The organism is Lapillicoccus sp. (assembly GCF_025353065.1).
Taxonomy (GTDB): Bacteria; Actinomycetota; Actinomycetes; order Actinomycetales; family Dermatophilaceae; genus Lapillicoccus.
On sequence record NZ_JANXRJ010000087.1, the window covers coordinates 1 to 26,187 of the forward strand.

Here is a 26,187-nt window from a genome sequence, read left to right on the forward strand (position 1 = left end):
CTCGAGCGTTCGTCAGGCGCACCGGGTGTTCTCCCTGATGCTGACTCTGGCCGTCCGTGACGGCCGGATCATGCGGAACCCAGCCGAGGGTGTGCGGTTGCCGCGAGCGCGAAAAGTCGAGAAGAGGTTCCTGACGCACGAGCAGGTGACGGAGCTTGCCGATGCCGCGGGAGAGTACCGGCTCGTCGTCCTGATCCTGGCCTACTGCGGCCTGCGGTACGGCGAGCTGGCCGCGCTCCGGGTCGGCCGTGTCGACCTGTTGCGGCGCCGGCTCGAGGTCGGGGAGTCCGTGACCGAGGTCGGTGGTCGCCTGGTGACCGGGACACCGAAGTCTCACCAGCAACGGTCGGTCCCTGTCCCCCGGTCCCTGGTCGACGACCTCGCCGTGCACATGGCCGGCAAGGCACCCGACGAGTACGTGTTCACGAGTCCGACCGGTTCGGTGCTGCGCCTGATGAACTTCCGCCGACGGTGTTTCGACCGAGCGGCCGTCGTGGCGGGACTCGAAGGACTCACACCGCACGAACTGCGCCACACGGCGGCGTCGCTCGCGGTGAGCGCCGGCGCGAACGTCAAGAGCGTCCAACGGATGCTCGGCCACGCCAGCGCTGCGATGACGTTAGACGTCTACTCAGGCCTCTTCGACGACGACCTCGACGCGGTGGCCGAGCGGCTGGACGAGGCCGCGGCTTTTGCTCGTGTGCCCCGAGTGTGCCCCGAGGCGTCCGTGGCGGACCTAGCCGAGAGGCGCATAGGCCTCTCACCTGCGTAAACATCCGTGGGGCAGGTGGGGCTTGAACCCACGACCGACGGATTATGAGTCCGCTGCTCTGACCGACTGAGCTACTGCCCCAGCGGCGAGCACGCGGCATACGGCTTGAGGGTCGTATGCCGGGGGGCACGGCGCCGGGGTGAGCCTATCGGGCCCTGACACGCATCGCGGGCGGGCCTCGGGTGCCCAGGACGCCCGGGTCCGGCCGTCTACACTGTGCCGGTGCACCAGCCCCTCCCGACGACCGAGGCTGCCGCCACGGGTCCCCACCGGGGGAAGGGATTCCGGCCCGACGTGCAGGGGCTGCGCGCAGTCGCCGTGGGCTTGGTCCTGCTCAGTCACGCGCACGTGCCGGGGGTCGCGGGAGGCTACGTCGGGGTCGACGTGTTCTTCGTCATCTCGGGCTTCCTCATCACCGGGCTGCTGCTCGGTGACGTGGCGCGCGGGCGGGTGCACTTCACGACCTTCTACGCCCGCCGGGCCCTGCGGATCCTGCCAGCGGCGACCCTGGTCATCGTCGCGACCGCGATCGCGTCCATGCTCGTGCTCAACCCCCTGCGGGCGCGGGCAGTCCTGCTCGACAGCGTCTGGGCGGGCTTCATCGCCGCCAACCTGAAGTTCGGCAGCGACGGCACCGACTACTTCGGCACCGCCGACACCTCACCCCTGCAGCACTTCTGGTCGCTCGCGGTGGAGGAGCAGTACTACCTGGTCTGGCCGGCCGTCCTCGCCCTCGCGGTGACGATCGTGCCCACCGTGTGGGCGCGCCATCGCAGCACCTATCCCGGGCTCTCGTCCGGCAGCCGACGGGTGGGGAGCCACCGACCGCAGTCGGGCGGGGACGGGGTGCCCCGGGTGCGGGTCGTCGTGCTGCTCGTCGTCCTCGGCGGTACGTCGCTCGCCTGGTCGGTGCACCAGACTCCGCTCGAGCCGACGACGGCGTACTTCTCGACCTTCGCGCGGGCGTACGAGCTCGTGCTGGGCGCACTCCTCGCCACCGTGGCGCCGTACCTCGAGCGGGTGCCCGAGCGGGTGCGGGCCGCCCTCACCTGGCTCGGCCTCGCCGGCATCGTCGTCGCCGCCCTCGCCTTCACCGACACCACGCCGATGCCGGGCACCGCCGCACTGCTCCCGACGCTCGCCACCGTCGCCGTGCTGGCCGGTGGGGTGGGCACCCCCCGCGCGGGCGCGCACCGGCTCCTCGGGTCGACCCCCTTCCGATTCGTCGGCGACATCTCCTACTCGCTCTACCTCTGGCACTGGCCGCTCCTCGTGCTGGGCGCGGCCTACGTCGGTGGTGAGCTGCGACTGCGGCAGTCCGCGCTGCTCCTGGTCGTGGCAATGGTCCTCGCGACCCTCTCCTACCACCTCGTGGAGAACCCCGTGCGGCGGCTGCCGCTCGTGCGCGGGACGGCTCGGCGCCGCCGCTCGCTGCTGCTCTGGCCGGTGGCGCTCGTGCTCGTCGTCGCGACCGCTGCCTCCGGCAACGCCAGGCTGCCGCAGCAGGCCACTGTAGGCACCGGGCAGGCCGCGACGGCAGACCCGCCCGGAGGGGCCGAGGTACGCAAGGCCGTGCTCGCGGCCCGCGCGGGCGAGCCGATCCCCGCCAACCTCTCCCCCACCATCGCCAAGATCCCGACCGAGCAGACCACCATCGGCGACTGCAGCGGCTACCACAAGGAGTCCAACACCATCTGCCAGTTCGGCGACGCGTCGTCGCACCGGACGATGGTGCTCTTCGGCAACAGCCACGCCGTCGCCTGGGTCCCCGCCTTCCAGTCCGTGGCGAAGCAGCAGGGCTGGCAGCTCTTCCCCGTCGTCAAGGAAGCCTGCGACTTCGGGGAGTACCTCGGCAGCGACCGCAACGCCCAGTGCGGGGTCTGGTACACGTGGGCGCTCGGCCAGCTCGCGACGATCCATCCTGACCTGCTCGTCGTCAACGCCTACGACCAGGGTCCCGGCTGGGAAGCGGCGACGGAGCAGATGCTCACCGACCTGTCGAAGGTGGCTGGCCGGGTCGTCGTTCTCGCCGACGCTCCCGGGCAGGCGAAGAAGCCGGTCGACTGCCTGCAGCAGGATGGCGCGACGCTCGCCACCTGCACCTCCGCGGAGAGTGACGCGATCGTCACCAGCCGCGCTGCCCAGAAGGCGATGGCCGCCAGGCACGGTGTCGCGTTCGTCGACGTCTCACCGTGGTTCTGCTGGGACCGCTCCTGCCCATCGGTCGTCGGCAACCGCGTGGTCCTGGTCGACATCGGCCACATGACCCGCACCTACTCCCTGCACCTCGCCCCGCTGCTCGTGCCAGCGCTGCGGCTCTAGCCGCTGCCCGCGGCCCCAGCGAACCGGGTCAGGCGAAGCTGCGGTCGTCATGACGGGCTCTCGTTCTCCTCGTCCCGGATCACGTGCAGGACGGCATTGATGAGGGCGAGGTGGGTGAAGGCCTGCGGGAAGTTGCCCAGGTGCTGGCCGGTGTTGGCGTCGATCTCCTCCGCGTAGAGCTCGAGCGGGCCGGCGAAGGCGAGCAGCTTGGCGCAGAGCTCGTGCGCCCGCTTCGTCTCCCCGATCTCGGAGAGCGCGGAGACCAGCCAGAACGAACAGATCGTGAAGGTGCCCTCGTCCCCGGTGAACCCGTCGTCGGTCTCCTCGACCCTGTAGCGCAGCACGAGCCCGTTGTCGGTGAGCTCGTCGGCGATGGCCAGCACCGTGGCCCGGACCCGCTCGTCGTCCGGCGGGAGGAAGCGCAGGAGCGGGGCGAGCAGCAGCGACGCGTCGAGGGCGGTACTGCCGTAGTACTGGGTGAAGACCCCCCGCGAGTCGACGCCGTGCGTGAGGATGTCCTGCTTGATCTCCTCGGCGGCCTGCTCCCAGATCGCTGCCTCGGCCGACTGCCCGATCATCGAGGCGAGCTTGGCACCGCGGTCGACGGCGACCCAGCACATGATCTTCGACGACGTGAAGTGCTTCAGCTCGCCGCGCACCTCCCAGATGCCGGCGTCCGGGTCGCGCCAGTTCTTCAGGGCGGCGTTCACCTGGTTGCCGAGGATGGGCCAGATCCGGCTGTCGAGGTGGTCGGCCGCGCGCGAGTGGAGGTAGACGGAGTCCAGGAGCGCGCCCCAGACGTCGTGCTGCTGCTGGGTGCTCGCGGCGTTGCCGATGCGGACGGGGCGCGAGTTGGCATACCCGGGCAGGTGGTCGAGCTCGGACTCCACGAGGTCCCGCTCGCCGCCGACGCCGTACATGATCTGGAGGTCCTCGTCGCGTTCGGCGAGGTCGGCGATGAAGGAGAAGAAGTCGACCGCCTCCCAGTCGAAGCCGAGGGAGTACATCGCCCAGAGCGCGAAGGTGGCGTCACGGATCCACGAGTAGCGGTAGTCGTAGTTGCGCCCCCCACCGAGCGTCTCGGGCAGTGACGTCGTCGCGGCTGCGGCGATCGCGCCGGTCGGGGCATAGGTGAGCCCCTTGAGCGTGAGGGCGCTGCGCTGCAGGTGGCTGCGCCACGGGTGATCGGGGAACTGCCCGCGGGCCAGCCAGTGCTGCCAGTGGTGGGCCGTCCACACCTGGCGTGCGTAGGCATCGGCGTAGTCCAGCGGCGGCTCCTTGCTCCCCCACGAGAGCGCGACGTAGCGCACGTCACCCTCCTTGAGCATGGTCCGGGCCGTGGCCTGACCCCCCTCGAAGCCCAGCCGCAGGTCCGTCGTCAGGGTCAGGGTCGGGAGTCCCTCGATCGCGGCCACCGTCCGCGCCTGGTGGTACATCTTGTCGGTGTACTCCCAGCGCACCTTCTCCCGGCCGTAGTCGAGCACCGGCTCGCACTCCATAACGATCTGCACGTCGCCCGAGACGCACCGCAGCGTGCGGAGCAGGATGTGCTCGGCGTCGTAGTCGGTCGGGGTGCGCCGGTGCGTGTGCGACATCTCGTCCTCGTGGCGCCACGGCCCGATGAGCAGGGCGTCCCGCACGATGACCCAACCGCTGCCCGAGCCCCAGCTCGTCTCGAGGATCATCGTGCCCGGCAGGTAGCGCCGGGCGGCCGGCACCATCGTGTCGGCCGGAGCGATCCGGAAGTGGCCTGCGTGACCGCCGAGGATGGCCCCGAAGACGCTCGGCGAGTCCATCCGGGGCAGGCACATCCAGTCGATGGACCCGCCGGGGGCGAGCAGCGCGGTCGCCTCGCCGTCGGAGAGGAACCCGTAGTCGCCGATGGGGACCGTCCGCGAGCTGCCGAGGGTGATGCCGTCGTGCGCAGGGCGCGTGGATCCACTCATGCGTCGATGATCCCCTCCGGCTGGGGCACCCGCCACAGGGCGTCCACGGACGGTGAAGGATCGGTCAACGGAAGGTATAGAGAAGGTGAAAGAGACGGAGATCACCAGCGATGTCCGATTCAACCGATTCGGCATCATCCGTTTGGCCGCACCACGAAATCGTTCGCCCCACTTCACCCAGAACAACCGATCCGTCGGGCGGAGGGGTCCGAAACTAGTTACATGATCAACTTCCCGAAGTCCCGAATCGCTTCCGTCCTCCTCGCCTCCACGGCCCTCGCCGCGACCGCCACCGCCCTGACCGTGGCCCCTGCCGCGGCCGCCGCGTCGCCGAAGGCCAGCTCTGCCTACAGCGCGTCCACCGCGTCCTCCGTGCGCGTCGTCTCCCCCACCTCGTATGCCGCCCGCCTCGTCACCCTCACCAACCAGGCCCGCGCCAAGGCTGGGCTCCCCGCCCTCAGCACCTCCTCGTGCCTGCCTCCCGTCGCCACCCGCTGGGCCGGCTCGATGGCCAAGAGCCAGCAGATGACCCACCAGAGCCTCGACAACCTCGCGGCGGCCTGCCCCGGATGGCGCACCGTGGGCGAGAACATCGCCAAGGGCAACGTCTCCGCCGACGTGCTCTTCACCGCCTGGATGAACTCGCCGGAGCACAAGGCCAACATCCTGCGCTCCAAGTTCAACCAGCAGTCCGTCGCCGTCGTCCGTGACTCCAAGGGCTTCTACTGGGTCTCCGTCGAGTTCGCCCTGCGCTGACTCCGACCTGACTGCCTGCCGGGTCGGTTTTAGGTTAGGCTTACCTAACTACCGACGAAGGGGAGTCATGGACACGTCCTCCCGGACAGGCAGCGTGCCTCGCAGCCTCGCCGAGCTGGCCCGCACGACCCTCTCCAGCGCGAGCTCCGCCTCGCTCTTCGTGACGGGCATCGCCCAGGCCCCCGCCGGGCAGGACGTCATCGACCTGCTCGAGCAGGACGGGACGCCGACCTTCCCGTGCCTCCCGGACTCCGCGCTCGCCGGCGCCGTGGGGTCCCCGGCCCGGCTCACCGTCGAGGACGCCCGCGCCCACCCGGCCACCGTGTCGGTCGTCCTCACCGGCCGGCTCGTGCTGGCCGGCGGCGGCCGCGCTCACGCCGACGGACACCTCCTCGTCGCACTGGCGGTCACCAGGGTCGTCGTGGAGTACGACGACCTTTCGTCGCCCACCGTGGTGCAGCGCGAGCTCCCCGTGGACGCCTACCTCGACTTCGAGCCGGACCCGCTGGTGACGAGCGCGAGATCGCTGATGGCCCACCTCACGCACTGCCACCAGGCGGACCTGCGGGCGTATGCCGCGACCGTGGCCGACTGCTCCGTCGATGACGTCGCCGGCGCCTGCCTCAGCGAGCTGGACCCGTGGGGGGTCCAGCTCGCCTGGGTCGACGTCGACGGTGGTGGCCGGGTGGAGCTCCTCTTTGCGCGGCGGGCAACCACCCCCGACATGCTCATCGCGCTGCTGCGCCAGCGGCTCGAGGAGACTCGCCCGGCGGCATACTGAGGTCCTCGGGGTCGTGAGGTCCTCGGCCGCCGGGGCCCGTGCGCCGGAGCAGCTGCGGCGTCGTCCGGCGGTCGCCGTAGCGCGACTTGCTCACAATTCGATGACCGTTGGCTGACAGTTGCCCGAGAACGTGGTCCCGGCAGGTAGGTTGCCGGAATGAGCGACGCCCCGTGGGACCACAGCCCGGCTCCGGCGACCCCGCCGTCCCCCGCGCCCTCCCACTCCGTCGTGACCCGCGCACCGATGGTCGAGATCGTCGGGGTCGACAAGTACTACGGCGACCTGCACGTCCTCCAGGACATCGACCTCACCGTCGGCAAGGGTGAGGTCGTGGTCGTCCTCGGCCCGTCCGGCTCCGGCAAGTCGACGCTCTGCCGCACGATCAACCGGCTCGAGACCTTCGAGTCCGGGTCGATCAGGATCGACGGCCAGGAGCTGCCCGAGGAGGGCAAGGCCCTGGCCCAGCTGCGGGCCGACGTGGGGATGGTCTTCCAGAGCTTCAACCTCTTCGCGCACAAGACGATCCTCGAGAACGTCACGCTCGGCCCGATCCGGGTCCGGAAACGGAGCAAGGCCGAGGCGGACAAGCGCGCCACGGAGCTCCTCGAGCGGGTCGGTGTCGCCCATCAGTCGGAGAAATATCCCGCCCAGCTCTCCGGTGGTCAGCAGCAGCGCGTCGCGATCGCCCGCTCCCTCGCGATGGACCCCAAGGTGATGCTCTTCGACGAGCCCACCTCGGCACTCGACCCCGAGATGATCAACGAGGTCCTCGACGTCATGGTCGAGCTGGCCAGGTCCGGGATGACGATGATCGTCGTGACCCACGAGATGGGGTTCGCGCGCCGGGCGGCCGACCGGGTCGTCTTCATGTCCGACGGTCAGATCGTCGAGGCCGCCGAGCCCGAGGTCTTCTTCACCCACCCCCGGTCCGAGCGCGCCAAGGACTTCCTCGGCAAGATCCTCTCGCATTGAGGGATGCCGATCCGACTGTCCTGCAAGCACATTCACCCCCGATGTTCGCCGATCGGTGCCGGACGGGGCCGCTCGCACAACCAGGAGGAACCAGATGAAGTTCGGACGCATCAGCGCCATCGCCGTGGCGGCCCTGACGGCCACCAGCCTCGCGGCCTGCGGTAGCGGCAGCCCCGGCACCGGGTCGACAGGAGGGGCCGCCGGCGGTGCCGGACAGACCGTGAAGGTCGGCATCAAGTTCGACCAGCCGGGTCTCGGACTGAAGAGCGGGTCCACCTACGAGGGCTTCGACGTCGACGTCGCCAACTACGTCGCCAAGGAGCTCAACTACACGCCGCAGTTCGTCGAGGCCATCTCCTCGCAGCGCGAGACGCTGATCTCGACGGGCCAGGTGAAATACATCGTCGGCACCTACTCGATCACCGACACGCGCAAGGCGAAGGTCTCCTTCGCCGGCCCGTACTTCGTCGCCGGCCAGGACCTGCTCGTGAAGTCCGACGAGACGGCGATCACCGGCCCCGACACGCTGACCGGCAAGAAGCTCTGCTCGGTCAAGGGCTCGACCTCGGCGTCCAACCTGCAGAAGAAGTACCCCGGCGTCCAGCTCCAGGAATACAACACCTACACGCTGTGCGTCGACGCCCTCAAGGCCGGAAACGTCGACGCGTTGACGACCGACAACACCATCCTCGCCGGGTATGCCGCTCAGGCCGCCAACAAGGGCCAGCTCAAGGTCGTCGGCACGACGTTCTCGACCGAGAACTACGGCGTCGGCCTGAAGAAGGGCGACACCGCCTTCTGCACGCAGGTCACCACGGCACTGGCCACGTTCATCAGCTCCGGCGAGTGGCAGAAGTCGGTCGACAAGTGGCTGGGCCCGGCCGGCTTCAAGCCGGGCGCGGGCAACCCGCCCACCGCGGCTGCCTGCTCCTGACTCAACGGCCGGCGGTGTGCCGGGTGCTCGGCCGAGCACCCGGCATACCCCGCACTGGGCTGACCTGTCCCACCACCACCCCTTGCGGAAAGGCACTCCATGGGTGAGCTGTTCGCGACCTACCCGATCCTTGCGGCATTCGGCATGACGCTCCTGCTGACGTTCTTCGCGGCCATCGGTGCAGCCGTGCTCGGCACGCTCGTGGCGGTCCTGCGGGTCTCGCCGGTGCCGCTGTTCCAGAAGGTCGGTGCGCTCTACGTCAACGTCTTTCGCAACACCCCGCTGACGCTGATCATCATCGCGAGCAACATCGTGATGATCGTCAACCTCGGCTTCAGCTTCACCGAGGACATCGCTCGCGACAACGTCTACTGGGCGATCATCGGGCTGACCGTCTACCACGCCGCGTTCGTCTGCGAGTCGCTGCGCAGTGGGGTGAACACCGTGCCGGTCGGCCAGGCCGAGGCCGCCCGGTCCATCGGGCTGACCTTCGGTCAGAGCCTGGTCCAGGTCCTGCTCCCCCAGGCCGTGAGGGGCGCGATCACCCCGCTCGGCAACACCCTCATCGCGCTGGCCAAGAACACCACCGTCGCGACGGCGATCGGGGTGGCCGAGATCAGCGGCCTGCAGAAGACCATGACCGAGGACCGTATCGACCTCATCCTGCCGATCATCCTCGTCGTGGCCGCCGGGTTCGTCGTCATCACGCTGCCCATGGGACTCGCCACGAGCTGGCTGTCCGGCCGGCTGGCGGTGAAGCGGTGACCGACTCCATCCTGTTCGACGCTCCCGGCCCGAGGGCGCGGGCGCGACACCGGATCGGCGGCGTGGTGGGCGGCCTCGTGGTCCTCGCCTTCCTCGCCTTCGCCCTCTGGAAGCTCGGCGAGAAGGGCCAGCTGCAGGCGGACAAGTGGAAGCCGTTCATCGGGGTGAGCGTCAACGACATCGACGCCAACCTCTGGGTCGACTACATCGTGCCCGGGCTCCTCAACACCCTCAAGGCGGCGGCGATCTCGATCGTCCTCGCCCTCGTCTTCGGGCTGGTCTTCGGGATCAGCCGGATGTCGCACGTGGCGGTGGTCCGCTGGGTCTGCACCGTCGTGATCGAGCTCTTCCGGTCGGTGCCGGTCCTGGTGATGATGATCGCGGCCTTCTACTACTTCAGCTTCAACAACGTCTTCGTCAGCGACGTCAACGCACTGGCCGCGGTGGTCACCGGCCTGACGCTCTACAACGGCTCGGTCGTGGCGGAGCTGCTCCGGTCGGGTGTCGCCAGCCTGCCCCGAGGGCAGTCCGAGGCCGGGCTGACGATCGGCCTGACGTCGGGCCAGACCCTGCGGCAGATCGAGCTGCCGCAGGCCGTCACCGCCATGCTCCCCGCTCTGGTGGGCCAGCTCGTGGTCGTCCTCAAGGACACCGCGCTCGGCCAGATCATCACCTATCCCGAGCTGCTCAACACCTACCAGCAGATCGGCTCGACCTGGTCCAACATCGTGCCCGCGATGTTCGTCATCGCGCTGATCTTCATCGGCATCAACTACACCCTCTCCGTGGTGGCGGGTCGCGTCGAGCGACGACTGCGGGGACGGGGCCGGGCGACGGTCAAGCGAGTCGGCGGAGTCGGCGGCGGCGGCGCCGTGCCGCCGCTCGTCCTCGAGCGGGCACCCACCCGGAGCGCCTGAGCCGCCGTCAGCGCCTCGTTGGTGAGGATCGGGTGGACATGACCACGCCCTGACGGGGTGATCTCCACCCGATCTCTTCCGGCCCCGATCCCCCCGCGCCGCCGCCGTGGGATCCGGGACAGGCGGTCCGGTCGAGGGCCCAAGGTCCCTGTGGGGGCGGGACGATCCTGACCATGCTGGAGAGGAGTCCGACCGTCGGTCGTGACGCGCTCAGGAAGGGATCAGGTCATGAAGGCACTCGTCGTCGACGAGTCTCTGTTCGGCAACAGCGAGAAGGTGGCCCAGGCCATCGCTACGGGGTTGGCCACGACGCTCGAGGTCGAGCTGGTCGAGGTCACCGCCGCTCCCCCGGTGATCGACGAGCAGCTGGATCTCGTGGTCGCCGGCGGGCCGACGCATGCCTTCTCGATGACCAAGCAGTCGACCCGCGAGGAGGCCTTCAGCAAGGGCGCCACCCACGGGACCGCCGCGGTGGGACTGCGCGAGTGGCTGGGTCACCTGGAGAGGGGGCGACACTCCGCGCCGGTGGCGACGTTCGACACCCGCGTCGGCAAGGTCCGCCATCTCCCGGGTTCTGCGGCGAAGGGAGCGGCGAAGCTCGTCCACAAGCTGGGCTACCGCTCGGCCGGCCCACCCGAGAGCTTCTACGTCGAGGGCGTCGAGGGCCCGCTGGTCGACGGCGAGCTCGACCGGGCCCGCGCCTGGGGCGAGGGCTTGGGGGCCGATGTCTCCGCAGGCAGCAGAGCCCCGTCGTGAGCCGGTCGACCTGGCTCAGGCCAGTGCCCTCTGACATTGCTCCCCCGACTGGACTCGAACCAGTAACCTGCCGATTAACAGTCGGCTGCTCTGCCAATTGAGCTACAGGGGAACGGCCGTGAGGCCGCGCGCTGGTGCGCCGGGCAAGGTTAGCAAAGGTCCGGGGCCAGAGTGAAAACGACCGGGCGTGCGGTCGGGGCGGGCTTGGGCAGCACGTCGGTGAGGGGCGCGCCGACCGGTCAGGACGGCATACCGACCTGTTCGCGCAGGAAGGCGAAGGCGATCGCGCAGGCCGCCTCGACCTCGGGGTCGTCGCCCACTCCCCGGCCGAGGACCACCTGCTCGATCAGGTCGCCGGTCGCGAGGTCCTGGCGGATGACAGCGCGGCCGGTGCGGCGGCCCGACAGCGGCAGCTCCTGGGTGAGGACGACGCTGGCCTGGACCCGCTCGCGCAGCGTCTGGAGGAACAGCGCCTCGTCGCCGAGCCGCCACTGACCCGGCCGGCCGCGGTCGGCCCACGTCACGGTGAGCAGGCTGCTCTCACCGTCCCACGACCCTCGGTCGACATCGTGCCAGGGCCGCCGCCAGACGACTCCGTCGCTCGGGTGCACCAGCACGAGCGCGTGGTTGGTGCAGACCAGCCACACGCCGGAGTCGGTGTCGCTCGCGGCGGAGAGGAGCTTCTCTCCCCTACCGAGCTCGAGTGCCGCCGTGATCTCGTCGGGGGTGGTCGCCTTGCGGCCGAAGGGCAGGCGCATCAGTCCTCTTCCTGGGTGCGCAGCACGGCGAGCTCGCGCTGGAGGGTCTGGAGCTCGACACTGAGCTCGCGTTGGTGGGCGGGGTCGGCCTCACCGGACGTCCCGAGCCGGCGCAGCTGGCTCAGCGCCTCGGAGATGCGGCGGGTCAGGGACATCTCGCGCAGCCGCATCGTCAGCGACGCGACGTAGCGCCGCCCGGGCTGCCCGGTCGTCTTGTCCATCATCACCGGGAGGGTGGCCACGGCGAGCTCGGAGACGAGCCCGTGCACCGCGCTCGGCGCCGCCTGCGTCACCGCCGCGGTCCAGGCCGCCGACGAGAGGTCGCGCGGCAGCAGTCCGGCTCCGACGACCCCGTCGAAGACCGCCCGGTGCGCCGGTGCGCCGAAGGCCGACGGGTCGACAGCCTCCAGCTCGGCCTGCGGGACCAGGTGGGGGAACTGGAGGATGACCTGGAGCAGCTGCCGCTCGAGCAGGACCACGGGGTCGTGCAGGTCGGGCCGCGGCAGGAGGCCGGCGAGCTCGGCCGCGGTCGGCTCGAGGGTGGCCTCGTTGGGCTCCGGGTGGCTGCGTCTGTCCCGACCCTGCTCCCCCGCCCCGTATGCCGGCTTGGCACCGGCCTTGGCCGCCCGGCTGACCTCTCCGGTGACCTGCTCGACCTCGACGCCGAGCAGGCCGGCGAGCACCCGGGAGTACTCCGGCCGGAGCGACCGGTCGCGGATGCTGGCGACGATGGGGGCGGCGGCCCGCAGGGCCTGGATGCGCCCCTCGGCTGTGTCGAGGTCGAAGCGCCGCAGCGTGGTCCGGACGGCGAACTCGAACATCGGCACGGCGTCCTCGACCAACGCACGGACCGCGATCTCGCCCTGCGCCTGGCGCAGCTCGCACGGGTCCATGCCCGACTTCTCGACGGCGACGAAGGACTGCGAGGCCCAGCGCTGGTCCTCGCCGAAGGCCCGCATCGCCGCCTTCTGCCCGGCCGCGTCCCCGTCGAAGGTGAAGATGACCTTGGCCGGCGCGAGATCGGCCTCGTCGCGCATGATCCGGCGCAGCGTCTTGATGTGGTCGACGCCGAAGGCCGTGCCGCAGGTGGCGATCGCGGTCTCCACGCCGGAGACGTGGCAGGCCATGACGTCGGTGTAACCCTCGACGACGACGGCGGTGCGGTCGCGGGCGATGGCCTTCTTGGCGGCGTCGAGACCGTAGAGGACGGTCGACTTCTTGTAGATCGTCGTCTCGGAGGTGTTGAGGTATTTCGCCTCGATGCGGTCGTCGTCGAAGAGGCGCCGGGCGCCGAAGCCGACGCAGTCGCCGGTGATGTCGCGGATCGGCCAGACCAGCCGGCCGCGGAACCGGTCGTAGAGGCCGCGGCTTCCCCGCCCGGCAAGGCCGCCGAGGACGATCTCGTCGTCGGTGAAGCCCTTGGCCCGCAGGTGACGGGTGAGGTCCTCGCCACCTCGGGGGGCGAAGCCGACGCCGAACAGCTTGGCCGCCTCGCCGTCGAAGCCACGCTCGCGCATGAAGTCGCGCCCGGCGCGGGCGGCGGCGTTGGTCGTGTCCAGGAGCTGATCGGCGTAGTACTCCTGGGCGACCCGGTGCTCCTCGATCAGCCGCGAGCGCTTGCCGAGGCCCTCCTCGCGGGAGCCGACGCCGTCCTCGTAGGTCAGCGTGAAGCCGATCTTGTGCGCGAGCCGCTCGACGGACTCGGCGAAGGTCAGGTGCTCGAGCTTCTGGACGAAGGAGATGACGTCGCCGCCCTCCCCGCAGCCGAAGCAGTGATAGGCCCCGACGGCTGGCCGGACGTTGAAGGACGGGCTCTTCTCGTCGTGGAAGGGACACAGCCCCTTGAGCGAACCCGGGCCGGCGGAGCGCAACGTGACGTGCTCGCGCACGACGTCCTCGATGGAGGAGCGCTCTTTGACGGCGGCGACGTCGTCCGCCCTGATCCGTCCCGCCACGCGCGCTCCTCTTCGGTGCCCTCCGGTCGTCCCGAGTCTAGGTGCTGGCTACGACACCCCGCTTCTTGCTTCACGAGTGACCGAATCAGGGCGTCCGAGCCATGATTCGGGTACGTCAGAAGCAACAAGCGGGGTCGTATGCCGTCCCGACCGGGCCGCGCGGCCCCCCTCGGCGGCAGTGGGTCCGGTAGCGGGTCCGGTAGCGGGTCGTCAGCGGGTCGTCAGCGGGGGCGGAGGCCGTCGATCGCGAGGTCGACGACCTTGTCGCGCTGTGCCTCGTCGGGAAAGGCGACACCGGCGACGCCGGAGACGAGGCGGACGACCTCCTCGATCTCGACGTCGGCGCGCACCACCTCGGCGGCCTGGGCGCGCACCAGCAACGGACGGCCGGCGGCATACAGGAGGGTGCGGCACTGCAGGAAGACGCCGGAGCTGCCGGGGTCGCGGTTGAGGCCCTCGATCAGCGCCTTCTTGGTGCCGACGTAGGCGACGTAGCGGTGCAGCCACTGGACCAGTCCCGGCCAGGCGTCGGCGGTCAATGCCTCGCGCGCGGCCTCGACCATGGCCTCGACCTCGCCCACGTAGACCGCCTCGATGAGGTCGTCGCGGGTCGGGAAGTTGCGGTAGAGCGTCCCGATGCCGACCCCGGCGCGCTTGGCGACGTCCTCGAGCGAGGTGTCTCGACCGTCGGCGGCGAACGTGTCGCGGGCGGCGGCGAGGAGCGCGTCGAAGTTGCGGCGGGCGTCGGCGCGCTTGGGGCGCTGCACTCCGGCCGTGATGACGAGGGCGTCGAGCATCGCCAGCTCGTCCTTCTCGTCCTTCTCGTCGGGCTCGGCGGGCTCGGCGGCCTCGCGGGTGGTCGTCATGAGAAAGATCCTCGTCAGGTGTTGCTAAGCGGAGGTAACCTCCGATATGTGGTTAACCGGAGGCTTCCTCCGATCGGAGACTTCCTCCACTATACCGCTTCCCACCGGCCACGGGCGTCCGATGGGCGGCACCGCACCCTTGCCAGAAGGACACCCATGTTCCGCACCACCCGACCTTCGGTCGCCTTCGCCGCCGTCGCCCTCAGCGTCGCGTCGTTCTCCACTCTCCAGTCCCTCCTCGTGCCCGTCCTGCCGATGATCCAGGCGGACCTGCACACCACCCCCGAGGCGACGACCTGGACCCTCACCGCATGGCTCATCACCGCCGCCGTCGCGACGCCGGTGCTCGGCCGGGTCGGCGACCTCGCCGGCAAGCGCCGCACGATGCTCGTCGCCCTCGCCGCCATCACTCTGGGCAGTGTCATCGCCGCCCTCGCCCCGACGATCGGCGTCCTCATCGGCGCCCGCGTGCTCCAGGGGCTCGGCGGCGCGATCTTCCCCCTTGCCTACGGCATCCTGCGCGACGCCCTCCCGGCCGAGCGCGTGCCGTCGGCCATCGGCGCGACGTCGGCCGTCCTCGCGATCGGCAGCGGCATGGGCATCGTCCTCGCCGGCCCGCTCTCGCTCGTGGTCGGCTGGCGTGGCCTCTTCCTCGTCCCGATCGTGCTCGTCGTGGTGGGAGCGGCCCTCGTCGTCATCGGGGTCCCCGAGTCCCGAGGACACGCTCCGGGTCGGATCAGCGCCTCCTCTGCCCTGCTGCTCTCGGCGTGGCTCGTCGCTCTGATGCTCCCGCTCAGCTCCGGCGCGCGCTGGGGATGGACCGCACCCAGCACCCTCGGCCTGCTTGCCCTCGCGATCGTGCTCCTCGTCCTCTGGGTGCGCCACGAGGCCCGCTCCGACAGCCCGCTCGTCGACATGCGGCTGATGCGCCGGCGGGCGATCTGGACGACGAACCTCGCCTCGCTCCTCATCGGCGCGTCGATGTTCGGCGTGTTCGCGTTCCTGCCGCGGTTCGTCCAGACGCCGGCTTCCTCGGGCTACGGCTTCGGCGAGAGCATCCAGTCGTCCGGACTGATCATGCTGCCGATGCTGGTGATGATGGCCGTCGCCGGGTTCTCGAGCGGGCCGCTGACCCGGGTGCTCCCGATGCGGGGTCAGCTCGGCGTCGGCGCACTGCTCATCGCCGGCTCGGCCGCGGCCATGGGCCTGTTCCACCACGCCCCGTGGCAGGTCGTCACGGCCGGCGCCACCTTCGGCCTCGGCCTCGGCATCGCGTATGCCGCCATGACGACCCTCGTCGTCGCGGCGGTCCCCGCCTCCCAGACCGGTATCGCCACGGGCATGAACACCAACCTGCGCACCATCGGCGGCGCCCTCGGCAGCGCCGTGATGTCCAGCCTGGTCTTCGGCTCGCTCGACCCGGCGGGACTGCCGTTGGAGCCCGGCTACACCGCCGCGTTCCTCGTGCTCGCCGTCCTCGCCCTGGGCGCCGGCGTCGTCGCCCTCGGTCTGCGCGTCCCGGCATACGAGACCCAGCCCGCCCGCGGCACGGAGCTCGACCAGCGCGAGGGAGTGACGCAGCCCGTCAGCGCCCAGGCCCTCGTCGCCTGACCCGCGCCCCACCCCCCTCACCCCCGCTTGTTGCTTCCGGTGTGCCCGTTGTCGCCCTTCGGACGGCGGAAACGGGCCATCCGGAAGCAACAAGCGGAGGGGTTGTGTCAGTCACGGGTGGCGGGCGGGGCGCCAGGTCTGGGCCGAGGCCACGACCCGGAAGCCGGCCGACAGGAAGACCCCCAGCGCCCGGGCGTTGCCAGGAGCGACCTCGGCGACCAGGGGCTCGCTCGGCGGCACGAGGCGACGCACCGCGTGGACCACCTCGACGGCGCGGCCGGCGCCGAGCATCGGCCCCTGCAGCTCGATCCCGACCTCGGTGAGCAGCCCGATCCCCCGGCCGAGACTGACGACGACGTGCTCCCCGGTCGGCATACCGAACGCCCGCACGTCGCGTCGCAGTCGTTGCGCGTGGGCGACCCGCGGGTGGGCCATGAGGTCGGACCGGGGGAAGAGCTCGAGCACGTCAGACGCGAGCAGCGCTCCGGGTATGCCGCTGCTGCCGCCGAGCGGGTCACCGGTGCCCCACGCCATCAGCACTCCGTCGAGGCTGTCGACCCAACCGCCGCCCACCAGGGCAGCCACGAGCCGCGGATCGTGCACTCCCCCATGGCCGTTCGCGCCGAGACGGGTGAGCTCGGCGTCGTCGACGTCGTCACCCAGGACCAGGAACCCGTGACCGGTGAAGGCGACCGCGGCCTCCACCCCCGGCGTCCACGGGGCCACGCGGGTCCAGCCGCCGTCGACCGGCGGGAAGCGCCCGTCGAGCGCCGCCCGCAGGAGGGTCGCGACGGGGTGCTCGCTCACCGTCAGAGGTCCCACTCCCGGGCGAGGGCGGTGGCCCGTCGATCGGTGAGCGAGGCGACCTGGTCGACGACGACCCGCAGCCGCTCGTCGTCGTCACCTGCGCCGGCGAAGTCCGCCCGGAGCTCGACGTCGAGCCGGGTCGGATCCCGTTGGTACGCCTCGGCGAGCGCCGCCACGACGTCGCGCTGACCGCGCATGACGCTCACCCGCTCGTCGGCGAACATCACGAAGTGCGCGGCCACCGCCTTCAGCACCGAGCACTCAGCGCGCACCCCGTCGGGCACCACGAGATCGGCGGCATACCGGGTCAGCTGGCCGTCGCCGTGCTTGGCCCGGGTCGCCTGCTCGACCACGAGCACGAACCGCCCGACCAACCGGCTGGTCATGTCCTTGAGAGCGGCGAGGTCGGCGCGCGAGCCGGTGTAGGTCGTGGGGATGGTGCCCGTCCCGAGCAGGCGCTCCAGCGAGGCCTCGAGCGCGGCCGTGTCGAGGTCGGGCGCGTAGGTCGTGCGGGCCACCTCGTAGACCACCGCCATCTCGTCCCGGCTGTGCAGCGCGCGCGGGTCGACGCGGCCCGAGGCGATGGCGTCCTCCACGTCGTGCACGGAGTAGGCGACGTCGTCGGACCAGTCCATCACCTCGGCCTCGAGACACCGGACGCCGTCAGGCACGCCCTCTCGAAACCATTGGTAGACATCGAGATCCGCAGCGTAGACGCCGAACTTCACACCCCCGGGAGACCGCTGCCAGGGATATTTCGTGGTCGCGTCGAGGCTGGCCCGGGTGAGGTTGAGACCGGCCGACCGGCCGTCGGGACGGACCCGCTTGGCTTCCAGCCGCGTCAGCACGCGCAGGGTCTGGGCGTTTCCCTCGAACCCTCCGATGCCCGCCGAGACGGCGTCGAGCGCGGCCTCGCCGTTGTGCCCGAAGGGCGGGTGCCCGAGGTCGTGGGCGAGGCAGGCGGTGTCGACGACGTCGGCGTCGCAGCCCAGCGCGGCACCGAACTCCCGCCCGATCTGCGCCACCTCGAGCGAGTGCGTGAGTCGGTTGCGGATGAAGTCGTCGCTGCCGGGCTGCACCACCTGCGTCTTCGCCGAGAGCCTGCGCAGCGAGGCGGAGTGGATGAGCCGGGCCCGGTCACGCGCGAAGTCGTCGCGGTCGACACGCTTGTGCGCCGGGTCCTCGGCGACCCACCGCTCGCGGTCGCGCGCGGCATACCCACCCTCGACCCTGCTCACGACGGAAGTATGCCGTGGTCAGCGGCTCGCGCGCACGCGCACCAGGTGCCCGACGACGCCAGGGAGCCAGCCACTCTCGCCGTTGAACCAGCGTGCGGTCACGAGATTGCTTGGGACGACGACGAACTCGTCGCGCCCACCGGCCACCGCGAGGTCCGTGCCGAAGGCGTCGCGGACCAGCGACCAGCCGAGATCGGTATGCCGCGCGAGGTGCTCGCCGATGCCGATGGCGAAGCGCTCGGTCACGACCGCGTCGTCCTCACGGTGCCGCTTCGAGGTCGCGTGCCACGCGGCCAGCGCAGCGTCGTAGGCGGCACCCAGCGACGCGAGGTCGTCGACGTCGACGCCCTCGGCGGCCAGGGCGGCGAGCCCGGCGGCGATGCGTTGCTGCTCCTCGTCGCCGACCGGGTTGATGCGCGGTCGCAGCGGCACGCCGGGGTCGTACTCCGGCAGATCCGGGTCCGCCCCCTCCGGAGCGGCAGAGCCGGGACGCTGCTCGTCGCGGTCGTCGACGGCGCCCTTGTCCTTGCGCGAGAACCAAGCCACGTCGCTCACTTTAGTGGCCCGACCTAGGGGCCCGACGTCGCGTCGGCGGCAGCCGCTGCCGCCGCCGCCCGCCGGAGCCAGCCGGGCTCGGTACCGTAGCGCTGGCTCGGGATCAACGCACCGGAGGCACAGCAGTCGACGAGCTGCGCCATCCGCTTGTCGTTGGTGAGCACCTGCTTGGCCGTGGTGACCCAGGAGACGCAGACCTTGCGGTAGCTCTCAGTGGACTCTGCCCAGAAGGCCGCCGCGGCCGGGTTCGCTTCCAGCAGAGCGGCATACGGGCCGGGGAGGGCGAGGGCGCCACCCTGCTCGTAGGCGTAGATCCCGGAGCGCTCGGGCTTCCGCAGGGCGTGCGCGGCCAGACCCATCGGGAGCATCCGACCCTCGGCCGTGAGCCGCTCCACGAGGTCGAGGTTGACCGTGCTCCACACACTGGTCGAGCGGCGCGGGGTCCAGCGCTGGCGCACGACGTCCTCGTCGATGCGCTGCACCTTCGAGTCGATCCAGCCGAAGCACAGGGCCTCGGGCACGGCCTGTTCCCAGGTCAGCCCGCGGTCGGCGACGTGCTTCTTGCTGAGCCCCATCCAGAGCTCGTCCGCACTCTCGTGGTGCTCCTCGAGCCAGGCCCGGAAGTCTTCGGGCCCGTCGAAGAAGACGGCCGGACGCTCGGGAGTGCCGCCCTCGCGCACGTCAGCCGCCGGACACCGACTGCTCGGCCTGCGCCACCATGGCGGCCTGCTCGGGGGTCAGCTCGCGGGTCGTCAGCCAGCCCTCCGGCAGGACGACGTGGCGTGAGGTGCCGGCGCGGCCGCGCTGGCCCTCCGCCGCCTCGCCAGGCCACGGGGCCGAAGGGTCCAGCGTGGCCAGCAGCCGGTCGAGGGAGGCCAGCGAGTCGACCAGCGCCAGCGAGCTGCGCATCTCGGATCCGGCAGGAAAACCCTTGAGATACCACGCAATGTGCTTGCGGATGTCGCGGCAAGCACGACCCTCGTCGGCATAGAACTCCGCGAGGTATGCCGCGTGCCTCCGCAGCGTCCCGGCCACCTCTCCGAGGGTCGGGCTCACCCGCACCGACGAGCCGGCGAAGGCGGCCGCGAGGTCGGCGAACAGCCAGGGTCGGCCGAGGCAGCCGCGGCCGACGACGACACCGTCGCACCCCGTCTCCGCGACCATCCGCAGGGCGTCCTCGGCCGACCAGATGTCGCCGTTGCCGAGGACGGGCACGCTCGTCACCGTCTCCTTGAGCCGCCGGATCGCCGACCAGTCGGCGGTGCCCGAGTAGGCCTGGGCCGCCGTGCGGGCGTGCAGCGCGACGGCCGCCACCCCCTCGGACTCGGCCGCCAGTCCGGCGTCGAGGTAGGTCTCGTGGTCGGCGTCGATGCCGATCCGCATCTTCACGGTGACCGGCACGTCGCCGCGAGCACCCTCCTCGACGACGGCGCCGACGATCGCACGGAAGAGGTCGCGCTTCCACGGCAGGGCCGAGCCACCACCCCGGCGGGTCACCTTGGGCACCGGGCAGCCGAAGTTGAGGTCGATGTGGTCGGCGCGGTCCTCGCTGACGAGGATGCGCGCCGCCGCCCGGGCCGTCGCCGGGTCCACGCTGTAGAGCTGGATCGAGCGCGGGTCCTCCTCGGGGTCGTGCTCGATGAGCCGCATCGTCTCGGCGTTGCGTTCGACCAGCGCGCGGGTCGTGATCATCTCGCTGACGTAGAGCGCCGACCCACCTGCGGCGCCCGAGGCGCCGGGTGCACCGTCCGAGCCGTACTCGCGGCACAGCCGGCGGAACGCGCGGTTGGTGATGCCGGCCATCGGGGCCAGGACGACCGGCGAGCCGATGACGTGCCGTCCGATCCGCAGCGGGGGCAGGACGGCAGAGCCCTCCGGCGGGCCGGCGGACGGGGTACGGGTGGCGGTCGCGGTCATGACGGGGTCCAGTCTCCCACCGGGAAACCCGGGCCACGAAATGCGTGGCGCGGTCCGGGAACAACTGCGTCACGAACTACCGGAACGTCACGCCCACGAAACATGCGGAGGTCTACTGTGGCGCCAACGTCGAGCCCCGGGAGTGGCCTTGAGAAGAATGACCATCAGTGGAGTCGCGGTCGCAACGGTCGCCTTGGGGCTCGCGCTCGCAGCGTGCTCGTCCTCGGGGAGCACGGCTACCTCGACCAGCGGCGGTGGAGCCGACAAGACGCTCGTCGTCGACCAGACCTTCGACCTCAAGACGTCCGACCCCGCGCGGGCCTTCGAGCTCACCGGGTCGATCGTCGACAAGGCGATCTACGAGACGGCGCTGACCTTCGACGGCGGCGACCTCACCAAGCCGGTGCCGCAGCTGACCACCTTCGCGGAGTCGCCCGACAGCAAGGTCCTCACGCTGACCCTGGCCGGCAAGCACACGTTCACCAGCGGCAACCCCGTGACCATCGACGACATCGTCTGGTCCTTCCAACGGGTGCAGGGCATCGCCGGCAACCCGTCGTTCCTCCTGCAGGACCCCTCGACCAGCAACAACCTCAAGATCGCCAAGACGAGCGACACCACGATGACGCTGACGAGCGAGACCGCCAACCCCGCGCTCCCCTCGATCCTGCCCAACCCCTCCCTCGGCGTGCTCGACTCGAAGACCGTGATGGCCAAGGGCGGGACCACGACCAAGGACGACAAGGCGGAGTCCTACCTCAACGGCGCTTCGGCGGGCTCGGGTCCCTACCAGCTCGAGTCCTACGACGTCACGACCAAGGTCGTCTTCAAGACCAACCCCAACTACGCCGGCACCAAGCCGGCATACGGGCGCGTCGTCCTGCAGAACATCACCGGCCCGTCGCAGAAGATCGACATCCAGGGCGGCCAGGCGCAGCTCGCCACCGGGCTGAACTCCCAACAGGTGCAGGGGCTGGCGTCCGACTCGATCAAGGTCGTCAAGACGGTGTCGGCCAACGTCGGCTACATGTGGCTCAACCAGGACCCGAAGCACTCCGGCAGCATCACCGACAACCCGAACTTCATCACCGCCATGCGCAAGGGGATCGACTACGCCGGGCTGCTCGCGGTCGCCGGTGAGGGCTCGACCCAACCGGGCGGGATCGTGCCGTCGCAGTTCCTCGGCGCCATCAAGCCCGACGCGACGACCAGCTTCGACCTCGCGGCCGCGAAGACGGCCCTCGCGGCCAGCGGCTACAGCGGTCAGGAGGTCAAGCTGACCTACCCCACCGACGCCACCCTCGACGGCATCCAGTTCACGACGCTGGCCCAGAAGGTGCAGGCCCAGCTCAAGGACGTCGGCATCACCACCAAGCTCGACGGGGTGCCGATCGCGACCCTCCTCGACGCCTACCGGGCGGGCACCCTGCAGGCCGGCCTCATGTACTGGGGCCCGGACTACCCCGACCCGGCCGACTACACGACGTTCAGCCCCGGTGACTCGCTCGGCAAGCGCGCCGGGTGGGCGGCGGGGATGGCGCCCGAGGTGACGACGGCGAAGAAGGCCGCCATCGCCTCGACCGGCGACGCCCGGGCCGCGGCCTACGCGGCCTGGCAGGAGGCGGCCAACAAGGTCGGGCCCTTCATCCCGCTCGTCCAGGCGGCGCGCTACTACGTGACGTCGGGCAGCATCTCCGGCGTCGTGCCGAATGCCGTCTGGACCGTCGATCTTGCCCTCATCAAGTAGCACCCTCGACGAGCGGACGGAGGCGTCGGAGCAGGCCACCCGGCCCGGCCGGCGCCTCCGCCACCCGCTCGTCCGCTACCTCGCGATCCGCGTCGGGGTCTCGCTGCTGCTCGTCCTCGGCGTCACCGTCGTCACGTTCGTCCTGACCAACCTCGTCCCGGCCAGCCCCATCACCGCGGCGCTCGGCGAGCGGGCGTCGAGTGACCCGAGGATCGTCGAGGCGTTCAAGGCGGCGCAGGGTCTCGACAGGCCCAAGGTGGTGCAGTACTTCATCTATCTCGGGCACCTCTTCCAGGGCAACCTCGGCACCTCGATCCAGACCCACAACCCGGTCGCGACCGACCTCGGCCGAGCCTTTCCCGCGACCGCCGAGCTGGCGCTCTTCGTCATCGTGCTGTCGATCATCCTCGGGCTGGGCCTCGGACTGGTCGCAGCGTTGCGGCACAACAGGTTTGCCGATCAGCTCATCCGGGTCGTCAGCCTCATCGGCATCTCGGTGCCGACGTTCTGGCTCGCCGTCGCGATCTACTTCGTCTTCTTCTTCCAGCTGCACTGGGCGCCCGGAGCCGGTCGACTCGACCCGGCGAGCACGGCCCCGCCGAAGGTCACCGGGATGTATACCGTGGACGCCCTGCTCGCCGGCCAGCCGACCAGCTTCGTCGACGCCCTGCGCCACCTCGTCCTGCCGGGCGTCGTCCTGACGCTGTTCACCACCGGCCTGCTCATCCGGTTCTCCCGGTCGGCGATCCTCGACGTGCTCAATCAGGACTACGTGCGCGCGGCCCGGGCCAAGGGCCTGCCGGCGCGGAAGGTCGTCTTCGGCTACGTGCTGCGGGGCTCGCTGACCCCCATCCTCACGGTCGTCGGCCTGGCGTTCGGCTCGCTGCTGTCGGGGACGGTGCTCACCGAGCAGGTCTTCGCCTGGGGCGGCATCGGCCAGTATGCGTTCCGCGCGTCGACCGCACTCGACCTCCCGGCGGTGATGGGCGTGGGACTCGTCGTCGGTGTGGTCTACATCGCCACGAACCTCGTCATCGACGTGATCTACGGCGTCGTCGACCCACGGGTGCGAGTCGGGTGAGCACCCGTGCTACCGGCCGGATCCGGCGTCCGCGACTGCCCGCGGTGTGGCGTCGTCCGCTCACCGTCACCGGTCTGGTCTTCGTCCTCTTCTGGGTCGTCGTCGCGCTCGTCGTGCCGATCCTGCCGCTGCCCGACCCTCTCGCGCAGACGTCGGCCACCCTGGTCGCACCGGGCTCGGGCCACCTGTTCGGCACCGACATCCTCGGCCGCGACCTCTTCTCCCGCACCCTCTGGGGCTCCCGGGTCTCGCTGCCGCTGGCGGTCATCCTCGTTGCCGCGTCGCTGGTCATCGGCTCGGTCCTCGGCGCGGTCGCGGGCTACCTCGGCGGGGTCGTCGACGAGGTCATCATGCGCTTCGCCGACCTCGTCTTCGCCTTCCCGACGATCATCCTCGCGATGGTCGTCGCGGCAGCGCTCGGCCCCAGCCTGACCAACGCGGTCATCGCGCTCGCGTTCATCACCTGGCCCAACTACGCCCGCGTCATGCGGGCGCTCGTCGTCGGTGCCCGCGGCCAGGAGTACGTCGTCGCCGGTCGCCTCCTCGGCTCCGGCCCGTTCACCTCGCTGCGCCGCGACGTGCTGCCCAACGTCGCCGCCCCCATGCTCGTCCTCGCGATGCTCGACTTCGGCAGCCAAATCCTGCTGCTCTCGGGCCTGTCGTTCCTCGGCCTCGGCGCCGTACCACCGGCGGCGGAATGGGGCTCGATGGTCGGCGACGGGGTCCAGCAGTTCAGCAGCTGGTGGCTGGCGACCTTCCCCGGCCTGGCCATCCTCACCGTCGTGATGGGCTTCAACTTCATCGGCGACGCCCTGCGTGACGTCCTCGACCCGCGCACCGCGAACGCCGTCCAGCGGGTGTCCACGTGAGCGCTGCGGCCGGGCGGGGCACCACCGCCCGCCACGCGGGCAGCCTCGAGGTGCGGGGGCTGACCCTGTCCATCGGGGGGAGCGAGATCCTCAGGGGGGTCGACCTGTCGGTGCCGGCGGGCGAGATCACGGGACTGGCGGGCGAGTCCGGATCGGGCAAGACGATGACCGGTCTCGCGGTCTGCGGGCTCCAGCCGGCGGGCTCGCGGCTCGGCGGGTCGATCGAGTTCCGGCAGGGGGACGAGCCACCTGTCGAGCTGCTGTCCCTCGCACCGAAGGCGATGAACCGGCTGCGCGGCCGCCGGATCGCGATGATCTTCCAGGACCCGTCGGCGAGCCTGCACCCCATGCTCTCGATCGGCGCCCAGCTCACCGACCACGTGCGGCACCACCTCGGCCTCAGCCGGTCGGCGGCACGCCGGCACGCGATCGAGCTCCTCGAGCGCGTCCAGGTGCCCGACCCGGCGTCGGCCGTGCAGCGCTATCCGCACCAGTTCTCCGGTGGCCAGCTCCAGCGCATCGCCATCGCCGGCGCGATCGCCTGTGACCCCGTGGTCCTCATCGCCGACGAACCGACCACCGCCCTCGACGTCACGGTGCAGGCCGGGATCCTGCGGCTGCTGCGTCAGCTCTGCGACGACCTCGACCTCGCTGTCGTCCTCGTCACCCACGACCTCGGCGTGATGTCGGCCGTCGCCGACACGGTCGCGGTGATGCGCACCGGAGAGGTCGTGGAGCACGGCACGCGCTACCAGGTGATCCGCGAGCCGGTCACGGAGTATGCCCGTGAGCTCGTCGCGTCGTTGCCGCACGTCCCGCCGCCGGGAGCCGGGGTGGTGGGTCCCGACTCGGGCGAGGGACCGGCTGGGCCGACCGGCATACCGGCTGATGCGCCCGTCGAGGTTGCGCCCCACGCACCCGAGGAGGCCTCGTGAGCGCGGGGCTCGTGGTGGCGGGCGCCAGCGTGACCTACCGCCAGCGAGGCCGGGACGACCTCACGGCCGTCGATGCGGTCGACCTGACCGTCGCGCCCGGCGAGGTCCTCGGTCTCGTCGGCGAGTCGGGCTGCGGCAAGTCGACGCTCGCCCGCGCGGTCTGCGGTCTCGAACGCCTTTCCGCCGGCACGATCTCGCTCGACGGCGAACCGATCCGCCCCCTCGGACTGCGGCGCCGGCCGAAGAGCCTGCTGCGGATCCAGATGGTCTTCCAGAACCCCTACGCGTCGCTCAACCCCCGCCGTCGCGTCGGCGACCAGATCGAGGACGGTCGGCGGGCCGCGCCGCGCGAGACCGGTTCTGTCACCGAGCTGCTCACCGACGTCGGCATGGAGGCGTCGGCCGCGCGGCGCTATCCCCACGAGTTCTCCGGCGGCCAACGACAACGGCTGGCCATCGCGCGGGCCATGGCGGCGGCGCCGGACATCCTCATCGGGGACGAGCCGATCGCGTCGCTCGACGCCAGCCTCCAGTCGCGGGTGGCGGCCCTGATGCGCGACGTCGCCCTGCGCAACGGCGCCTCGCTCCTCTTCATCAGCCACGACCTCGCCGTCGTGCGCCAGATCGCCGACCGCGTCGCCGTGATGCGGGCCGGGCGCATCGTCGAAACCGGCCCGATGGCCGACGTGTGGAGTGCGCCGGTCGACGCCTACACCCGGCGGCTGCTGGCCGCGATCCCCATCGCCGACGGGCTCGGGCGGCTTCCCGGCTGACGCAGGCCGTGGTCCGGCGACGCCAAAGGTGACCACTGGTGCGGTGACGCCAAAGGTGACCACTGGTGCGGCGACGCCAAAGGTGACCACTGGCGCGGCGACGCCAAAGGTGACCACTGGCGCCGCCTCACCGCCGGGCCCGGCCCACCTCGCG

24 protein-coding genes and 2 tRNA genes are annotated in these 26,187 nt (G+C 70.8%); 15 read left to right on the top strand and 11 right to left on the bottom strand.

The genetic code is table 11. The features are described 5' to 3' along the window. A partial coding sequence (locus Q0R63_RS07335) for a site-specific integrase (protein ID WP_295695835.1) occupies positions 1-772 on the top strand: 772 nt, incomplete at its 5' end. A gap of 7 nt (positions 773-779) precedes the next feature. Here Q0R63_RS07335 and Q0R63_RS07340 read toward each other — a convergent pair. Then, positions 780-853: transfer RNA gene (locus Q0R63_RS07340), tRNA-Ile, on the bottom strand. A 141-nt stretch (positions 854-994) separates the two neighbouring features. On the opposite strand from Q0R63_RS07340, the gene Q0R63_RS07345 reads away from it, so the two are divergent. Then, a complete protein-coding gene (locus Q0R63_RS07345) occupies positions 995-3,094 on the top strand; it encodes an acyltransferase family protein (RefSeq protein ID WP_295695837.1) in 2,100 nt (699 codons plus the stop codon). Between the two features lie 47 nt (positions 3,095-3,141). Here Q0R63_RS07345 and Q0R63_RS07350 read toward each other — a convergent pair whose 3' ends face one another. After that, on the bottom strand, positions 3,142-5,040 hold the full coding sequence (locus Q0R63_RS07350) for a glycoside hydrolase family 15 protein (protein WP_295695839.1): 1,899 nt from the start codon (positions 5,038-5,040) through the stop codon (positions 3,142-3,144). A 222-nt stretch (positions 5,041-5,262) separates the two neighbouring features. Here Q0R63_RS07350 and Q0R63_RS07355 point away from each other — a divergent pair, with 222 nt between their 5' ends. The 7 genes from Q0R63_RS07355 to Q0R63_RS07385 all read left to right on the top strand — a co-directional run bounded on the left by Q0R63_RS07355 (position 5,263) and on the right by Q0R63_RS07385 (position 10,921). Further along, positions 5,263-5,796, top strand: coding sequence for a CAP domain-containing protein (locus Q0R63_RS07355; protein WP_295695841.1), 534 nt, complete (start codon positions 5,263-5,265; stop codon positions 5,794-5,796). Positions 5,797-5,863: 67 nt separating this feature from the next. After that, positions 5,864-6,577 carry a hypothetical protein gene (locus tag Q0R63_RS07360; protein ID WP_295695843.1) on the top strand — a complete coding sequence of 238 codons (714 nt, stop codon included), beginning with the start codon at positions 5,864-5,866 and terminating at the stop codon, positions 6,575-6,577. Between the two features lie 243 nt (positions 6,578-6,820). Next, entirely contained in the window at positions 6,821-7,549 is a 729-nt protein-coding gene (locus tag Q0R63_RS07365) for an amino acid ABC transporter ATP-binding protein (RefSeq protein ID WP_295695920.1), read from the top strand. A gap of 94 nt (positions 7,550-7,643) precedes the next feature. Continuing rightward, positions 7,644-8,483, top strand: a complete 840-nt coding sequence (locus tag Q0R63_RS07370; protein ID WP_295695846.1) for a glutamate ABC transporter substrate-binding protein — start codon at positions 7,644-7,646, stop codon at positions 8,481-8,483. A 99-nt stretch (positions 8,484-8,582) separates the two neighbouring features. Next, on the top strand, positions 8,583-9,248 hold the full coding sequence (locus tag Q0R63_RS07375; RefSeq protein ID WP_295695848.1) for an amino acid ABC transporter permease: 666 nt from the start codon (positions 8,583-8,585) through the stop codon (positions 9,246-9,248). Next, a complete protein-coding gene (locus Q0R63_RS07380) occupies positions 9,245-10,165 on the top strand; it encodes an amino acid ABC transporter permease (RefSeq protein ID WP_295695850.1) in 921 nt (306 codons plus the stop codon). The genes Q0R63_RS07375 and Q0R63_RS07380 overlap by 4 nt, the downstream gene beginning before the upstream one ends. A 228-nt stretch (positions 10,166-10,393) precedes the next feature. Continuing rightward, a complete protein-coding gene (locus tag Q0R63_RS07385) occupies positions 10,394-10,921 on the top strand; it encodes a flavodoxin/nitric oxide synthase (protein ID WP_295695852.1) in 528 nt (175 codons plus the stop codon). Positions 10,922-10,960: 39 nt separating this feature from the next. Here Q0R63_RS07385 and Q0R63_RS07390 read toward each other — a convergent pair. From Q0R63_RS07390 to Q0R63_RS07405, 4 genes are all read right to left on the bottom strand, one after another. Continuing rightward, a tRNA-Asn gene (locus Q0R63_RS07390) sits at positions 10,961-11,033 on the bottom strand. A 127-nt stretch (positions 11,034-11,160) separates the two neighbouring features. Then, positions 11,161-11,679, bottom strand: a complete 519-nt coding sequence (locus Q0R63_RS07395; protein ID WP_295695854.1) for a hypothetical protein — start codon at positions 11,677-11,679, stop codon at positions 11,161-11,163. Next, on the bottom strand, positions 11,679-13,634 hold the full coding sequence (gene dnaG, locus Q0R63_RS07400; protein WP_295695856.1) for a DNA primase: 1,956 nt from the start codon (positions 13,632-13,634) through the stop codon (positions 11,679-11,681). The genes Q0R63_RS07395 and dnaG overlap by 1 nt, the downstream gene beginning before the upstream one ends. Before the next feature lie 221 nt (positions 13,635-13,855). Further along, positions 13,856-14,500: a TetR/AcrR family transcriptional regulator gene (locus Q0R63_RS07405; RefSeq protein WP_295695858.1), complete on the bottom strand. Its 645-nt coding sequence runs from the start codon at positions 14,498-14,500 to the stop codon at positions 13,856-13,858. Positions 14,501-14,656: 156 nt separating this feature from the next. Here Q0R63_RS07405 and Q0R63_RS07410 point away from each other — a divergent pair, with 156 nt between their 5' ends. Beyond that, entirely contained in the window at positions 14,657-16,111 is a 1,455-nt protein-coding gene (locus Q0R63_RS07410; protein WP_295695860.1) for an MFS transporter, read from the top strand. A gap of 111 nt (positions 16,112-16,222) precedes the next feature. Here the strand turns inward: Q0R63_RS07410 and Q0R63_RS07415 are convergent, their stop codons facing one another. From Q0R63_RS07415 to dusB, 5 genes are read right to left on the bottom strand one after another with little or no spacing between them, the layout of a single operon-like run. Continuing rightward, on the bottom strand, positions 16,223-16,918 hold the full coding sequence (locus Q0R63_RS07415; RefSeq protein WP_295695863.1) for a hypothetical protein: 696 nt from the start codon (positions 16,916-16,918) through the stop codon (positions 16,223-16,225). Positions 16,919-16,920: 2 nt separating this feature from the next. Further along, on the bottom strand, positions 16,921-18,156 hold the full coding sequence (locus tag Q0R63_RS07420) for a deoxyguanosinetriphosphate triphosphohydrolase (protein WP_295695865.1): 1,236 nt from the start codon (positions 18,154-18,156) through the stop codon (positions 16,921-16,923). A gap of 18 nt (positions 18,157-18,174) precedes the next feature. Further along, entirely contained in the window at positions 18,175-18,702 is a 528-nt protein-coding gene (locus Q0R63_RS07425) for a DUF3806 domain-containing protein (protein ID WP_295695867.1), read from the bottom strand. A gap of 23 nt (positions 18,703-18,725) precedes the next feature. Further along, entirely contained in the window at positions 18,726-19,391 is a 666-nt protein-coding gene (locus tag Q0R63_RS07430; RefSeq protein ID WP_295695868.1) for a YdeI/OmpD-associated family protein, read from the bottom strand. 1 nt (position 19,392) lies between these two features. After that, the gene (gene dusB, locus Q0R63_RS07435; RefSeq protein ID WP_295695869.1) at positions 19,393-20,628 is read right to left on the bottom strand and encodes a tRNA dihydrouridine synthase DusB; all 1,236 of its coding nucleotides are present in this window, start codon (positions 20,626-20,628) and stop codon (positions 19,393-19,395) included. A 157-nt stretch (positions 20,629-20,785) separates the two neighbouring features. On the opposite strand from dusB, the gene Q0R63_RS07440 reads away from it, so the two are divergent. The 5 genes from Q0R63_RS07440 to Q0R63_RS07460 are packed head-to-tail and all read left to right on the top strand — an operon-like array spanning position 20,786 to position 26,033. Next, positions 20,786-22,375 carry an ABC transporter substrate-binding protein gene (locus Q0R63_RS07440; RefSeq protein ID WP_295695871.1) on the top strand — a complete coding sequence of 530 codons (1,590 nt, stop codon included), beginning with the start codon at positions 20,786-20,788 and terminating at the stop codon, positions 22,373-22,375. Continuing rightward, positions 22,359-23,456: an ABC transporter permease gene (locus tag Q0R63_RS07445; RefSeq protein ID WP_295695873.1), complete on the top strand. Its 1,098-nt coding sequence runs from the start codon at positions 22,359-22,361 to the stop codon at positions 23,454-23,456. Before Q0R63_RS07440 ends, Q0R63_RS07445 begins: the two co-directional genes overlap by 17 nt. Further along, positions 23,453-24,325, top strand: coding sequence for an ABC transporter permease (locus tag Q0R63_RS07450; RefSeq protein WP_295695875.1), 873 nt, complete (start codon positions 23,453-23,455; stop codon positions 24,323-24,325). The genes Q0R63_RS07445 and Q0R63_RS07450 overlap by 4 nt, the downstream gene beginning before the upstream one ends. Next, positions 24,322-25,260, top strand: coding sequence for an ABC transporter ATP-binding protein (locus Q0R63_RS07455; protein WP_295695877.1), 939 nt, complete (start codon positions 24,322-24,324; stop codon positions 25,258-25,260). The genes Q0R63_RS07450 and Q0R63_RS07455 overlap by 4 nt, the downstream gene beginning before the upstream one ends. Further along, the gene (locus tag Q0R63_RS07460) at positions 25,257-26,033 is read left to right on the top strand and encodes an ATP-binding cassette domain-containing protein (RefSeq protein WP_295695879.1); all 777 of its coding nucleotides are present in this window, start codon (positions 25,257-25,259) and stop codon (positions 26,031-26,033) included. The genes Q0R63_RS07455 and Q0R63_RS07460 overlap by 4 nt, the downstream gene beginning before the upstream one ends. Positions 26,034-26,187: the final 154 nt, after the last annotated feature.

Excerpts from the sequence above, each read along its gene's own strand:
- Q0R63_RS07350 (WP_295695839.1), bottom strand. The coding sequence starts at position 5,040 with ATGAGTGGATCCACGCGCCCTGCGCACGACGGCATCACCCTCGGCAGC.
- Q0R63_RS07355 (WP_295695841.1), top strand. The coding sequence starts at position 5,263 with ATGATCAACTTCCCGAAGTCCCGAATCGCTTCCGTCCTCCTCGCCTCC.
- Q0R63_RS07360 (WP_295695843.1), top strand. The coding sequence starts at position 5,864 with ATGGACACGTCCTCCCGGACAGGCAGCGTGCCTCGCAGCCTCGCCGAG.
- Q0R63_RS07365 (WP_295695920.1), top strand. The coding sequence starts at position 6,821 with ATGGTCGAGATCGTCGGGGTCGACAAGTACTACGGCGACCTGCACGTC.
- Q0R63_RS07370 (WP_295695846.1), top strand. The coding sequence starts at position 7,644 with ATGAAGTTCGGACGCATCAGCGCCATCGCCGTGGCGGCCCTGACGGCC.
- Q0R63_RS07375 (WP_295695848.1), top strand. The coding sequence starts at position 8,583 with ATGGGTGAGCTGTTCGCGACCTACCCGATCCTTGCGGCATTCGGCATG.
- Q0R63_RS07385 (WP_295695852.1), top strand. The coding sequence starts at position 10,394 with ATGAAGGCACTCGTCGTCGACGAGTCTCTGTTCGGCAACAGCGAGAAG.
- Q0R63_RS07395 (WP_295695854.1), bottom strand. The coding sequence starts at position 11,679 with ATGCGCCTGCCCTTCGGCCGCAAGGCGACCACCCCCGACGAGATCACG.
- Q0R63_RS07405 (WP_295695858.1), bottom strand. The coding sequence starts at position 14,500 with ATGACGACCACCCGCGAGGCCGCCGAGCCCGCCGAGCCCGACGAGAAG.
- Q0R63_RS07410 (WP_295695860.1), top strand. The coding sequence starts at position 14,657 with ATGTTCCGCACCACCCGACCTTCGGTCGCCTTCGCCGCCGTCGCCCTC.
- dusB (WP_295695869.1), bottom strand. The coding sequence starts at position 20,628 with ATGACCGCGACCGCCACCCGTACCCCGTCCGCCGGCCCGCCGGAGGGC.
- Q0R63_RS07440 (WP_295695871.1), top strand. The coding sequence starts at position 20,786 with ATGACCATCAGTGGAGTCGCGGTCGCAACGGTCGCCTTGGGGCTCGCG.